Here is a 14,746-nt window from a genome sequence, read left to right on the forward strand (position 1 = left end):
GGCTGCCATGCATAGCGGTGGAAAAACCATTCATCTTCAGGCCGGACACTACCAGGCGAAAATCGTCACGGTTGGCGCTGGGCTAGCGGAATTGACGCACCGTGGGCGTCATATCGTTATTCCCCACAAACCGGAAGAAATGCCGCTGGCACACTTGGGGAAAGTGTTAATCCCCTGGCCAAACCGCGTTGTAGACGGCAGCTATCACTATAACGGCAAGGATTACCAGCTTGCCGTTAACGACTCGGTTTCTCATACCGCCATTCATGGGTTACTGGCCTGGCGGGACTGGCAGATTAACCAGCAGTCGGCATCGGAAGTGTCGCTGACGATTTTTCTGCCGCCTTCTTATGGTTATCCCTTCGCGCTGGTTTCAGAGGTGATTTACCGACTGGAGGCAACCCGTGGACTGCAAGTTTTTATCCGCACACAGAATGTGGGTGATGAAATCGCGCCGTATGGCGCGGGAGCACATCCCTATTTAACCTGCAATCTGCAACCTATTGATGACTGTGAATTAACACTCCCGGTGAGTGAAGAAACATGTGATGAACGATATTTCACCAAGCCGCAACGCATTGCGCAGACCGCTATCGATCATACGTTCAGGACTATGCCACCTGACGCTGAGTGGGAAGTCAGGATGACCAGCCCATCGCAAAACATGTCCACTTTTTTACGCAGCCACCAGCCCTGGTTGCAAGTGTATACCGGCGAAAAATTAGCACGGCGTGGCCTGGCGGTTGAACCGATGACCTGCCCGCCTGACGCCTTTAACTCCGGAATTAGCCTGATTCATCTCGCGCCCGGAGAACAACATCAGATGCATTTTTTAATCGGCAGTGAATAACAGATTTCCGACAAATTACCGAATTACCCTATTTTTACGGAGACGACAATGAATTCGCTACAACAACGGTCAACCGCCTTAGAACTCAAATCATTACCTGATGGATTTGCTTTAACGTACCACCAACGCCTGATTTTACGCCACAGCACAGAAACGCCCTGCCTGTGGGTCGGCGCTGGCGTTGCCGACATTGACATGTTTCGCGGCAACTTCAGCATTAAAGACAGGCTCAATGAGAAGATTGCTCTAACTGGCGCCACGGTAAGCGAGTCCCCAGACGGCTGGCGGGTGCATTTCAGCCGCGGTGATACCATCAACGCCACGCTGCATATTTCCACCGATGAACAGGGTCGCCTGAAGCTGGATCTGCACAACGGCGATCTCAACCATAACCGCATCTGGCTGCGTCTGGCCGCCAGGGCGGACGATCATATTTACGGCTGCGGCGAACAGTTCTCTTATTTCGACTTACGCGGTAAGCCGTTCCCGCTGTGGACCAGCGAACAGGGCGTGGGCCGAAACAAAAACAGCTATGTCACCTGGCAAGCCGACTGTAAAGAGAACGCCGGTGGCGACTACTACTGGACCTTCTTCCCACAGCCGACCTTCGTCAGCACGCAGAAGTACTACTGCCACGTTGATAACAGTTGCTATATGAATTTCGACTTCAGCGCGCCGGAGTATCACGAACTGGCGCTGTGGGAGGACAAAACCACCCTGCGCTTTGAGTGCGCTGATACCTACATCTCTCTGCTGGAAAAACTGACTGCGCTGTTAGGACGCCAGCCGGAGCTGCCGGACTGGATCTACGATGGCGTCACGCTCGGTATTCAGGGCGGTACTGAGGTTTGCCAGAGCAAACTGGACACCATGCGTAACGCAGGCGTGAAAGTAAACGGCATCTGGGCGCAGGACTGGTCCGGGATCCGCATGACCTCCTTTGGCAAGCGCGTGATGTGGAACTGGAAATGGAACAGCGACAATTATCCGCAGTTGGATAGCCGTATTAAGCAGTGGAAAGAAGAAGGCGTGCAGTTCCTCTCCTACATCAACCCGTATGTTGCCAGCGATAAAGATCTCTGTGCCGAAGCGGCCAAACACGGTTATCTGGCGAAAGATGCATCCGGCGGCGATTACCTCGTAGAGTTTGGCGAGTTTTACGGCGGCGTGGTCGATCTGACCAACCCGGAAGCCTACGACTGGTTCAAAGAGGTCATCAAGAAAAACATGATCGAACTGGGCTGCGGCGGCTGGATGGCAGATTTTGGCGAATACCTGCCGACAGATACGTATCTGCACAACGGCGTCAGCGCCGAGATCATGCACAACGCCTGGCCCGCACTGTGGGCGAAATGTAACTACGAAGCGCTACAGGAGACCGGCAAACTCGGCGAGATCCTGTTCTTTATGCGTGCGGGTTACACCGGCAGCCAGAAATACTCCACAATGATGTGGGCGGGCGATCAGAACGTGGACTGGAGCCTTGACGACGGTCTGGCTTCCGTCGTTCCTGCGGCGCTCTCACTGGCGATGACCGGTCACGGTCTGCACCACAGCGATATCGGCGGCTACACCACCCTGTTTGACATGAAACGCAGCAAAGAACTGCTGCTGCGCTGGTGTGACTTCAGCGCCTTCACGCCGATGATGCGTACCCACGAGGGTAACCGCCCAAGCGATAACTGGCAGTTTGATGGTGATGCTGAAACCATCGCCCACTTTGCACGAATGACCACCGTGTTTACCACCCTGAAACCGTATCTCAAACAGGCCGTCGCGCAAAACAGCGCTACCGGTCTGCCGGTGATGCGTCCGCTGTTCCTGCATTACGAAGACGATGCGCGTACCTATACCCTGAAATATCAGTATCTGCTGGGACAAGATCTTTTGGTCGCGCCAGTTCACGAGCAAGGCAAATCCGACTGGACCCTGTATCTGCCGGAAGATAGCTGGATAAATGTCTGGACCGGGGAAACCTATCAGGGCGGTGAAATTACCGTGGATGCGCCGATTGGCAAGCCTCCGGTGTTTTATCGCGCGAAGAGTGAATGGGCGTCACTGTTTGCCACTTTACGCAACATCTAAAACGGCTCGCCCGTGGGGAGACTCACGGGCACATGGAGAATAATAATGAGTCAGACCTCTTCTAATCCGGCAACCCTACGCTTGCCGTTCAAAGAAAAACTCGCCTATGGGATGGGTGATTTAGGTTCCAATATCCTGCTGGACATAGGTACGCTCTATTTACTCAAGTTTTATACCGATGTTCTTGGTTTACCTGGAACTTATGGCGGTATCATTTTCCTTATCGCCAAGTTTTTTACCGCGTTTACCGATATGGGGACTGGGATTATGCTCGACTCGCGCCGCAAAATCGGCCCGAAAGGCAAATTCCGCCCGTTCGTTCTGTATGCCGCATTTCCAGTGACGCTGCTGGCGATTGCGAACTTTGTCGGTACACCATTTGAAGTCACCGGTAAAACGGTGATGGCAACGGTACTGTTTATGCTGTACGGACTGTTCTTCAGTATGATGAACTGCTCTTACGGTGCGATGGTCCCCGCGATCACCAAAAACCCGGACGAACGCGCCTCGCTGGCAGCCTGGCGACAGGGCGGAGCCACTCTTGGCCTGCTGCTGTGCACCGTCGGTTTTGTGCCAGTAATGAACCTGATCGAAGGCAACTCACAGTTGGGTTATATCTTCGCCGCCACCTTATTCTCTCTGTTCGGCTTGCTGTTTATGTGGCTGTGCTATGCCGGGGTTAAAGAACGCTACGTGGAAGTGAAACCCGTTGATGCCGCGCAAAAACCGGGATTGCTGCAATCCTTCCGCGCCATCGCAGGTAACCGCCCGCTGTTTATTCTGTGCGTTGCCAACCTTTGCACACTTGGCGCGTTTAACGTCAAGCTGGCGATTCAGGTCTATTACACCCAGTACGTACTGAACGACCCGATCCTCCTTTCCTGGATGGGCTTTTTCAGCATGGGCTGTATCTTCATCGGTGTCTTCTTGATGCCGGGAATGGTCAGACGTTTCGGCAAGAAAAAGGTCTACATCGGCGGTTTGTTGATTTGGGTCGCGGGCGATCTGCTGAACTACTTCTTTGGCGGCGGTTCCGTCAGCTTTGTCGCTTTCTCGTGCTTGGCGTTCTTCGGCTCAGCATTCGTCAACAGCCTGAACTGGGCACTGGTTTCTGACACGGTGGAATATGGCGAATGGCGTACCGGCGTACGTTCGGAAGGAACGGTATACACCGGCTTCACCTTCTTTCGTAAAGTGTCACAAGCGCTGGCAGGATTCTTCCCCGGCTGGATGCTGACGCAAATCGGCTATGTCCCCAACGTGGTGCAATCTGCCAGTACGGTCGAAGGATTGCGTCAGCTGATCTTTATTTATCCCTGCGCGTTGGCGGTGATCACCATTGTAGCTATGGGCTGTTTCTACAACCTTAACGAGAAGATGTATGTCCGCATCGTTGAAGAGATAGAAGCGCGTAAACAAACCGTTTGATAATAATAATGAATAGCGCTCTACGGGGCGCTATTGAGGAGCGATTATGTCTTTTCATGATCCGCTAACGCTAAAACTGAGCCTGCGTGAAAAATTCGCCTACGGAGTGGGTGACTTCGGCTCAAATTTGATGCTGTGTATCGGCACGCTGTATCTGCTTAAATTTTATACCGATGAACTAGGGATGCCGGCCTGGTACGGTGGGATTATCTTTTTAGTAGCGAAGTTCTTCACCGCCTTCACCGATATTCTGACCGGCGTGTTGCTGGACTCAAGGCGTAATATTGGCGCAAAGGGGAAATTCAGACCCTTTATTTTGTATGCGTCATTTCCTGTCGCCGTCGTCGCCAGCGCGCAGTTTTTAGCGACAGGATTTACGCTAACAGTGAAAACGGGACTGGCAACGGTGTTGTTCATGCTGTTCGGCCTGTTCTATAGCCTGATGAACTGTTCCTACGGCGCGATGGTGCCTGCAATTACTAAAAATCCACATGAACGCGCTCAGCTCGCCGCCTGGCGTCAGGGCGGCGCTACCGTAGGCCTGTTACTGTGTACCGTTGGCTTTATGCCAATTCAGGCGCTATTTGTCAGTTCGCCTTCGCTGGGTTATCTGATTGCCGCACTGCTCTTCTCTGTCTGCGGACTGTTCAGTATGTGGTGGTGCTTTAGCGGTGTGAAGGAACGCTATATCGAAATCGTACCGGATCACCATAAACCCAGTATTCTCAAATCGTTCTGCGCCATTTTCCGTAACCCTCCACTATTGGTGCTATGTGTTGCCAACTTGTGCACGCTGGCGGCATTCAACATTAAGCTGGCGATTCAGGTGTATTACACCCAGTACGTGCTGAACGATATACATCTGCTGTCGTGGATGGGTTTCTTCAGCATGGGATGCATTCTGGTTGGGGTACTGCTGGTTCCCACAGCTGTAAAACGCTTCGGTAAAAAACAGGTTTACCTCGGCGGTCTGGCGCTATGGGCAATCGGCGATGTGCTGAACTTTTTCTGGGGCAGCACGTCATTTTTATTCGTGATGTTTTCTTGCATGGCCTTCTTCGGAACCGCTTTTGTTAACAGCCTGAACTGGGCGCTGGTTCCGGATACGGTCGATTATGGCGAATGGAAGACGGGGATCCGTGCGGAAGGTTCGGTATATACGGGTTATACCTTTTCGCGCAAAATTTCCGCGGCGCTCGCAGGCTTCCTGCCTGGGATTATGCTGACACAAATCGGTTATATCCCCAACATAGCCCAGAGCGATGCTACCCTGCTCGGTTTGCGTCAACTCATTTTTCTCTGGCCTTGCGGACTTGCAATTATTGCAGCACTCACAATGGGCTTCTTTTATAAACTCAACGAAACACGTTTTGCTTTTATTATTGAGGAAATCAGCCAACGGAAGAAAAACAATATCCAACCGGACCCTATTACCAATAAAAAGAATACCTCTGCTGTAAACGTATAAAAATAATAGCCGCCTATTCCATCCCAATGGATGGCGGCCTCCCTACGCTTAAAAAATGGATTTATCATGAAAAAATTAACGACAATAATTTTCTTATCCTCTGTGGTATCAACCTCTGCTTTCGCTGGAGCCTATGTAGAAAACCGGGAAGCATATAATCTGGCGTCCGATCAAATAGAGGTCATGATGCGCGTCGGCTATAACTCTGATATGGGCGCAGGTATCATGCTCACCAACACCTACACGATGCAACGCAAGGATGAGCTAAAACACGGCTATAACGAAATAGAGGGCTGGTATCCGTTATTTAAACCGACAGATAAATTAACAATCCAACCTGGCGGGCTAATAAACGATAAGAGTATTGGTTCTGGCGGTGCTGTTTATCTGGATGTTAACTATAAATTTACACCATGGTTTAATCTTACCGTGCGTAATCGATATAATCATAATAACTACAGTTCAACCGACCTGAACGGTGACCTGGATAATAATGATACCTATGAAATAGGTAACTACTGGAACTTTGCCATTACCGATAAATTTTCCTATACCTTTGAACCGCACTATTTTATGCGAGTCAATGACTTCAATAGCAGCAACGGAAAAGATCATCACTGGGAAATTACCAATACCTTTAAATATCGGATCAATGAACACTGGTTGCCCTACCTGGAATTACGCTGGTTAGATCGCAATGTTGAACCTTATCATCGCGAACAAAACCAGATTCGTGTTGGGGCAAAGTATTTCTTCTGATACTGCTGATGATAAAAAAAGCCGCTGATAATCAGCGGCTTTTTTATGCTTACCTGAGAAAGAGCGTTAATTACTCTTCTTTCGCGCCACGCATTGCACGGCGACGATCGTTTTCAGTCAGGTGACGCTTACGAATACGGATAGAGGTTGGAGTAACTTCTACCAGTTCGTCGTCATCGATGAATTCCAGAGCCTGCTCCAGAGTCATCTTAACCGGCGGAACCAGAACCGTTGCTTCGTCAGTACCGGACGCACGCATGTTGGTCAGTTTCTTACCGGTCAGGCAGTTTACAGTCAGGTCGTTAGAGCGGCTGTGAATACCGATGATCTGGCCTTCGTAAACTTCAGCACCGTGACCCAGGAACAGCTTACCGCGGTCCTGCAGGCTGAACAGTGCGAACGCAACTGCTTTGCCCTGGCCGTTAGAGATCAGTACGCCGTTCTGACGCTGACCCACATCACCCGCACGAACATCGTCGTAGTGGCTGAAGGTGGAGTACAGCAGACCGGTACCGGAAGTCATGGTCATGAATTCTGAACGGAAACCGATCAGACCACGGCTTGGGATCACGTAGTCAAGACGTACGCGGCCTTTGCCATCTGGATTCATGTTTTTCAGGTCGCCTTTACGCTCACCCAGAGCCTGCATGACAGAACCCTGATGCTGCTCTTCGACGTCCAGCGTTACGTTTTCGAACGGCTCTTGTTTACGGCCATCGATTTCGCGGAAGATAACTTTCGGACGGGAAACCGCCATTTCGAAACCTTCACGACGCATGTTTTCAATCAGAACAGACAGGTGCAGCTCACCACGACCGGATACGCGGAACGCATCCGCATCTTCGGTTTCTTCAACGCGCAGCGCAACGTTGTGCACCAGCTCTTTGTTCAGGCGGTCAAGGATCTGACGAGAGGTAACATATTTACCTTCTTTACCACAGAACGGAGAGGTGTTTACGCAGAAGAACATGGTTACGGTCGGTTCATCAACGGACAGAGCCGGCAGCGCTTCGACGTTCTGCGGATCGCAGATGGTGTCGGAGATGTTCAGTTCGCCCAGACCGGTAATCGCGATGATATCGCCGGCTTCGGCAATATCGCTCTCGATACGTTCCAGACCCAGATGAGTCAGAACTTTACCGACTTTACCGTTACGGGTTTTGCCTTCGCTATCAATGATAGTGATCTGCTGGTTCGGTTTAACTTTACCGCGTTTAATACGGCCGATGCCGATTACGCCAACGTAGTTGTTGTAGTCCAGCTGAGAGATTTGCATCTGCAGCGGGCCATCAAGGTCTACGTTCGGAGCCGGTACACGATCAACGATGGTCTGATACAGCGGAGTCATGTCTTCAGCCATATCTTCGTGATCCAGACCTGCGATACCGTTCAGCGCGGAAGCGTAAACGATCGGGAAGTCCAGCTGTTCGTCGGTAGCGTCGAGGTTAACGAACAGGTCGAATACCTGATCAACAACCCAGTCAGGACGAGCGCCAGGACGGTCAACTTTGTTGATAACAACAATTGGCTTCAGGCCATGGGCAAAGGCTTTTTTGGTCACGAAGCGCGTCTGCGGCATCGGACCATCCATTGCATCCACCACCAGCAGCACGGAGTCGACCATGGACATTACACGTTCAACTTCACCACCGAAGTCGGCGTGCCCCGGGGTATCAACGATGTTGATGCGGTAGTCATTCCATTTGATAGCGGTGTTTTTAGCGAGGATGGTAATCCCACGCTCTTTCTCCAAATCGTTGGAGTCCATCACGCGCTCTTGGGTTTCAGCACGTGCATCGAACGTACCGGATTGTTGGAGCAGCTTGTCTACCAGGGTCGTTTTACCATGGTCTACGTGCGCGATGATGGCGATGTTACGCAAATTTTCGATCACAACTTTGCCTCAGGCATTTTAGAAATAGCGCGTTATTGTACACGGATTAATCGCAGTACAAAACAGGATCACAAACATCCTCCGCAAACAAGTATTGCAGAGTTTCTTTGTGATCACATTCACGGAGCGTTAAAAGGGGTAATCTGACATGCTTTGCACCAATATGGTGCTTAATGTTCACATTAAAGCACTATAATGGTGCAATACAACCTTCATGGTGCAGCCCCTTTGCACGATAGTGCGCATGATAACGCCTTTTAGGGGCAATTTAAAAGTTGGCACAGATTTCGCTTTATATTTTTTACGGCGACACGGCCAATTTTTTGCAGAATTGAAGACTTCGTTACCACGACGACCATGACCAATCCGGGAGAGTAAGTATGTCCGCTGAACACGTTTTGACGATGCTGAACGAACACGAAGTGAAGTTTGTTGATTTGCGCTTCACTGATACCAAAGGTAAAGAACAGCACGTCACTATTCCTGCTCATCAGGTAAATGCCGAATTCTTTGAAGAAGGCAAAATGTTTGACGGCTCCTCAATCGGTGGCTGGAAAGGCATTAACGAATCAGACATGGTTCTGATGCCAGATGCGTCGACTGCACTCATCGACCCGTTCTATGAAGAGTCTACCCTGATCATCCGTTGCGATATCCTGGAACCCGGTACACTGCAGGGCTATGACCGCGACCCGCGCTCCATCGCAAAACGCGCTGAAGAGTATCTGCGTTCTACCGGCATCGCAGACACCGTTCTGTTCGGGCCAGAGCCAGAATTTTTCCTGTTTGACGACATCCGTTTCGGCGCGTCTATTTCCGGTTCCCACGTGGCAATCGATGACATCGAAGGCGCATGGAACTCCTCCACCAAATACGAAGGTGGTAACAAAGGTCACCGTCCTGGTGTGAAAGGCGGTTACTTCCCGGTTCCTCCGGTAGATTCTTCTCAGGACATCCGTTCTACCATGTGTCTGATCATGGAAGAGATGGGCCTGGTTGTTGAAGCGCATCACCACGAAGTGGCGACCGCTGGCCAGAACGAAATCGCGACCCGCTTTAACACCATGACCAAAAAAGCGGACGAAATTCAGATCTACAAATACGTCGTGCACAACGTTGCGCACCGTTTCGGTAAAACCGCGACCTTTATGCCAAAACCGATGTTCGGTGATAACGGTTCCGGTATGCACTGCCACATGTCCCTGTCCAAGAACGGCGTAAACCTGTTCTCTGGCGACAAATATGCGGGTCTGTCTGAGCAGGCGCTGTTCTACATCGGCGGTGTAATCAAGCACGCTAAAGCGATCAACGCCCTGGCTAACCCGACCACCAACTCCTATAAGCGTCTGGTCCCAGGTTACGAAGCGCCGGTAATGCTGGCTTACTCTGCCCGTAACCGTTCTGCTTCTATCCGTATTCCGGTGGTTGCTTCTCCGAAAGCGCGTCGTATTGAAGTGCGTTTCCCGGACCCGGCTGCTAACCCGTATCTGTGCTTCGCAGCACTGCTGATGGCTGGTCTTGACGGTATCAAGAACAAGATCCACCCGGGCGAAGCCATGGACAAAAACCTGTACGACCTGCCGCCGGAAGAAGCGAAAGAGATCCCACAGGTTGCTGGTTCTCTGGAAGAAGCACTGAAAGAACTGGATCTGGACCGTGAGTTCCTGACTGCAGGCGGCGTGTTCACCAATGAAGCGATCGATGCGTACATTACGCTGCGTCGCGAAGAAGATGACCGTGTGCGTATGACTCCGCACCCGGTAGAGTTTGAGCTGTACTACAGCGTTTAATCGTTTGAGTTGCCGTGGAACTTTTAGCCTGCTCAGGCAGGCTTGAGATCGATGGCGAATGATAGGACGCCTGATGGCGCAAGCTTATCAGGCCTACCGGTAACATCACCTTGTAGGCCGGATAAAGCAAAGCCGCCATCCGGCATCTGCGTTTGCCAGTCATCTGTAGCCCATCCCAGGATGGGCTTTTTTCTCCACTAACAACCTGCTTTCTCGCGCTTTTTTGATGTAAAAAGCTATAATGCACTAAATTGGTGCAACACTTTTCAGGAGACTGCTGAATGGCAACCGGCACGCTGCCCGATGCTGGGCAGATCCTCAATTCTTTAATCAACAGCATTTTGCTCGTCGACGATGAACTGGCGGTACATTACGCCAACCCGGCGGCACAGCAGCTGCTCGCCCAAAGCTCCCGCAAACTGTTTGGTACACCGCTTCCCGATCTGTTGAGTTATTTCTCCTTAAACATCGGGCTGATGCGAGAGAGCCTGGAAGCAGGCCAGGGCTTTACGGATAACGAAGTGACGCTGGTGATAGACAGCCACTCACATATCCTCTCAGTGACCGCTCAGAGGCTGCCTGATGGCCTTATCCTGCTGGAGATGGCGCCAATGGATAACCAGCGCCGTCTGAGTCAGGAGCAGCTCCAGCACGCTCAGCAGATTGCCGCCCGCGATCTGGTGCGCGGTTTGGCACATGAAATAAAAAACCCGCTGGGTGGATTGCGCGGTGCGGCGCAACTTCTCAGTAAAGCGCTTCCGGACCCGGCGCTGACCGAATATACCAAAGTCATTATTGAGCAGGCCGACCGCCTGCGTAATCTGGTCGACCGTCTGCTGGGACCACAACAGCCTGGCATGCATGTCACAGAAAGTATTCACAAGGTGGCGGAGCGCGTGGTGGCGCTGGTCTCAATGGAGCTCCCGGAAAACGTCACGCTGATTCGTGATTACGACCCGAGTCTGCCCGAATTACTGCACGACCCGGACCAGATCGAGCAGGTTCTGTTAAACATCGTGCGCAATGCTTTGCAGGCGCTGGGAGCGGAAGGCGGTGAGATCATTCTGCGTACCCGCACCGCGTTTCAGCTCACGCTGCACGGCGTACGTTATCGCCTGGCGGCACGGATTGATGTTGAGGACAACGGTCCGGGTATTCCCTCGCATTTGCAGGACACGCTGTTCTACCCAATGGTCAGCGGTCGCGAAGGCGGTACCGGGCTTGGATTATCCATCGCCCGCAATTTAATTGATCAACATTCCGGCAAAATTGAATTTACCAGTTGGCCGGGTCATACCGAGTTCTCGGTTTACCTGCCTATCAGGAAATAAGGTGACGTTTATGCAACGAGGAATAGTCTGGGTCGTTGATGACGATAGTTCCATCCGTTGGGTGCTTGAACGTGCGCTCGCAGGGGCAGGGCTAAGCTGTACCACATTTGAAAGTGGTAAAGAGGTGCTGGACGCGCTGGCCAGCAAAACGCCTGACGTACTGTTGTCGGATATTCGCATGCCGGGCATGGACGGTCTAACGCTGTTAAAACAGATTAAACAGCGGCATCCGATGCTTCCGGTCATCATAATGACCGCGCACTCCGATCTGGATGCTGCCGTCAGCGCCTATCAGCAAGGGGCGTTTGATTATCTGCCCAAACCTTTTGATATTGATGAAGCCGTGGCGCTGGTCGAACGTGCCATCAGCCATTATCAGGAACAGCAGCAGCCGCGCAATGTTCAGATCAACGGCCCAACAACCGACATCATCGGCGAAGCGCCGGCAATGCAGGACGTCTTTCGCATTATTGGCCGCCTGTCCCGATCGTCAATCAGCGTATTGATTAACGGGGAGTCCGGGACCGGTAAAGAGCTGGTCGCCCATGCGCTGCACCGTCATAGCCCACGCGTCAAAGCGCCGTTTATCGCCCTGAACATGGCGGCAATCCCAAAAGATTTGATCGAATCTGAGCTGTTTGGTCACGAGAAAGGCGCGTTTACCGGGGCGAATACCATTCGTCAGGGCCGCTTTGAACAGGCCGACGGCGGTACGCTATTTCTCGATGAAATAGGTGATATGCCGCTGGACGTGCAAACGCGTTTATTGCGCGTATTAGCCGATGGACAGTTTTACCGCGTTGGCGGCTATGCGCCCGTGAAGGTGGACGTACGTATTATCGCCGCCACGCACCAGAATCTGGAACTACGCGTACAGGAAGGCAAATTCCGCGAGGACTTATTCCATCGTCTGAACGTCATCCGCGTGCATTTGCCGCCGCTGCGTGAACGTCGGGAAGATATCCCACGTCTGGCGCGCCATTTCCTGCAGGAGGCCGCGCACGAACTGGGGGTTGAAGCCAAACAATTACACCCGGAGACCGAGGCGGCGCTGACCCGTCTGGCTTGGCCGGGTAACGTGCGTCAGCTTGAGAACACCTGCCGCTGGTTAACCGTCATGGCCGCCGGCCAGGAAGTACTAATTCAGGACTTACCAGCCGAGCTGTTTGAAACCACCGTGCCTGACGCACCGTCCCATATGCAACCAGACAGTTGGGCAACCCTGTTGGCACAGTGGGCAGACCGGGCCTTGCGTTCCGGTCATCAAAACCTGCTTTCTGAGGCTCAACCGGAAATGGAGCGCACGCTGTTGACCACCGCGCTACGTCATACCCAGGGGCACAAACAGGAAGCCGCACGCCTGCTTGGCTGGGGCCGTAATACCTTGACGCGTAAGTTAAAAGAACTCGGAATGGAGTGACGATTCGTCACTGTGTAAAGATTGATAATTGAGCGCAAATTGCTGCTATTTTGCGCTTTACTGTTCCGATGAGTTAAGTATGATCGTGCCCGGCAAACGGGGGAAGTCATCATGCTGGAATCAATGATTAATCTGCTGTCGAGCGGTGCGGTCGAAAGCCATACGCCACAAACTGCGGTTGCCGCAGTGCTGTGTGCAGCGCTGGTTGGGCTGTTCAGCTGAAGGCGCGCCGGATGGCGCTAACGCTTATCCGGCCTACAGATTATTGCGACGTGTAGGCCCGGTAAGCGTAGCGCCACCGGGCAACCCGGTTAAATGACGCGGGAGAACTGCTGCATGCGTGCTTTCTGCCGCAGATAAGCATCAAAGCACATGCAAATATTACGGATCAACAGGCGCCCCTTCGGCGTAACCTGAATCCCCTTCTCATCCACATCCACCAGCCCATCTTTCGCCAGTGGTGCCAGCAGTTTCAGGTCTTCGGCAAAATAGTCAGCGAAGTTCAGATCCCATTGCTGTTCCACAGCGGCATAGTCGAGGCGGAAGTTACAGATCAGGAGCTTAATAACATCACGACGAATGCAGTCATCGCGGGTCAGGGCAATTCCGCGCCACAGTGCATTCCCCTGCTCGTCTACCTGCTGATAATAGCGCTTCAGCTCTTTCTGGTTCTGTGCGTAGTTGTCACCAATCATACTAATGGCTGACACGCCCATTCCCAGCAGATCGGTATCACCCTGGGTGGTATAACCCTGGAAATTACGATGCAGCACACCCTTGCGTTGAGCAATCGCCAGCTCATCATCCGGCCGAGCAAAGTGATCCATACCAATGAACTGATAACCGGTTTCGGTCAGTGAAGAAATGGTTTCCTGCAGGATATCCAGCTTCTGCTGCGCGCTGGGCAGGTCGGCGTCTTTAATCTTGCGCTGAGCGGCAAACAGCGTCGGCAGGTGCGCGTAGTTGAAGACGCTCAGTCGGTCTGGATTCAGCTCAGCAACGCGTTTCAGGGTAAAGGCGAAACTTTCCGGCGTCTGTTTTGGCAAACCATAAATCAGATCGATATTCGTTGAGGTAAAGCCAATCTCACGCGCATGATTCAGCAGCGCAAAGATAAACTCCTCATCCTGCTCACGGTTCACCAGGCGCTGAACTTCTTTATTGAAGTCCTGCACCCCCATGCTCAGGCGGTTAAAACCTTCAGCGCGTAAATGATCGAGCACATCCAGCTCAATTTCACGCGGATCCACTTCGATCGAGATTTCGGCGTCGTCGTTAAAGTTAAAGTTGCCACGCAGCAGCGACATCAAACGGCTGATTTGCGCTTTATTCAGATACGTTGGCGTGCCGCCGCCCCAGTGCAGCTGACTGACATGACGTCCGGCAAACAGCGGTGCGCGATGAATAATTTCTTGTTCTAAGACATCGAGGTATTGATCGGCTTTATGCTGCTGGCGAGTCACGACCTTGTTACAGCCGCAGAAATAACACAGCTTGTGGCAGAACGGGATGTGAACGTACAGCGAGAGAGGACGCTCAGGATAACGCGCTACGGCCTTTAGAAATGCATCAGTGCCGTAGTCTTCAGAAAACTCCAGCGCGGTCGGGTACGAGGTATATCGTGGCCCGGAATAGTTATATTTCTGGATCAGGGCCAGGTCCCAGTCTATTAACTGCTCTGACATGCTCACTCCTTCCGATGGCGTCTCTGGCGGGTACGG

11 protein-coding genes are annotated in these 14,746 nt (G+C 52.2%); 9 read left to right on the forward strand and 2 right to left on the reverse strand.

All coding sequences use genetic code 11. From position 1 onward, the window contains the following. The first annotated feature begins 7 nt into the window (after positions 1-7). The 5 genes from GFB57_RS03775 (at position 8) to ompL (ending at position 6,590) form a co-directional block, all read left to right on the forward strand. Positions 8-850, forward strand: a complete 843-nt coding sequence (locus tag GFB57_RS03775; RefSeq protein WP_003028652.1) for an aldose-1-epimerase — start codon at positions 8-10, stop codon at positions 848-850. Positions 851-898: 48 nt separating this feature from the next. Next, on the forward strand, positions 899-2,935 hold the full coding sequence (locus GFB57_RS03780) for an alpha-glucosidase (protein ID WP_003028650.1): 2,037 nt from the start codon (positions 899-901) through the stop codon (positions 2,933-2,935). Between the two features lie 45 nt (positions 2,936-2,980). After that, positions 2,981-4,363, forward strand: a complete 1,383-nt coding sequence (locus GFB57_RS03785) for an MFS transporter (protein WP_003028647.1) — start codon at positions 2,981-2,983, stop codon at positions 4,361-4,363. Between the two features lie 46 nt (positions 4,364-4,409). Then, a complete protein-coding gene (locus GFB57_RS03790) occupies positions 4,410-5,831 on the forward strand; it encodes an MFS transporter (protein ID WP_003028645.1) in 1,422 nt (473 codons plus the stop codon). A 66-nt stretch (positions 5,832-5,897) separates the two neighbouring features. Continuing rightward, positions 5,898-6,590, forward strand: coding sequence for a porin OmpL (gene ompL, locus GFB57_RS03795; protein WP_003028643.1), 693 nt, complete (start codon positions 5,898-5,900; stop codon positions 6,588-6,590). Between the two features lie 70 nt (positions 6,591-6,660). On the opposite strand, the gene typA is transcribed toward ompL, so the two are convergent. After that, positions 6,661-8,484: a ribosome-dependent GTPase TypA gene (typA, locus tag GFB57_RS03800; protein WP_003028641.1), complete on the reverse strand. Its 1,824-nt coding sequence runs from the start codon at positions 8,482-8,484 to the stop codon at positions 6,661-6,663. Between the two features lie 380 nt (positions 8,485-8,864). On the opposite strand from typA, the gene glnA reads away from it, so the two are divergent. The 4 genes from glnA to GFB57_RS03820 all read left to right on the forward strand — a co-directional run bounded on the left by glnA (position 8,865) and on the right by GFB57_RS03820 (position 13,247). After that, positions 8,865-10,274 (forward strand): glutamate--ammonia ligase, encoded by a 1,410-nt coding sequence (gene glnA / locus GFB57_RS03805; protein WP_003028638.1) that lies wholly within the window; start codon positions 8,865-8,867, stop codon positions 10,272-10,274. A 281-nt stretch (positions 10,275-10,555) separates the two neighbouring features. Beyond that, positions 10,556-11,605, forward strand: coding sequence for a nitrogen regulation protein NR(II) (glnL, locus tag GFB57_RS03810; protein ID WP_003028636.1), 1,050 nt, complete (start codon positions 10,556-10,558; stop codon positions 11,603-11,605). A 10-nt stretch (positions 11,606-11,615) separates the two neighbouring features. Continuing rightward, a complete protein-coding gene (glnG, locus tag GFB57_RS03815; protein ID WP_003028633.1) occupies positions 11,616-13,025 on the forward strand; it encodes a nitrogen regulation protein NR(I) in 1,410 nt (469 codons plus the stop codon). Positions 13,026-13,136: 111 nt separating this feature from the next. Further along, complete coding sequence (locus GFB57_RS03820) at positions 13,137-13,247, forward strand: YshB family small membrane protein (RefSeq protein ID WP_003028631.1); 111 nt, start codon at positions 13,137-13,139, stop codon at positions 13,245-13,247. A gap of 89 nt (positions 13,248-13,336) precedes the next feature. Here the strand turns inward: GFB57_RS03820 and hemN are convergent, their stop codons facing one another. Next, a complete protein-coding gene (hemN, locus tag GFB57_RS03825; RefSeq protein WP_003028629.1) occupies positions 13,337-14,710 on the reverse strand; it encodes an oxygen-independent coproporphyrinogen III oxidase in 1,374 nt (457 codons plus the stop codon). Positions 14,711-14,746 lie beyond the last annotated feature (36 nt).

Source organism: Citrobacter sp. S39, assembly GCF_009495675.1.
GTDB classification, from domain to species: domain Bacteria; phylum Pseudomonadota; class Gammaproteobacteria; order Enterobacterales; family Enterobacteriaceae; genus Citrobacter; species Citrobacter freundii.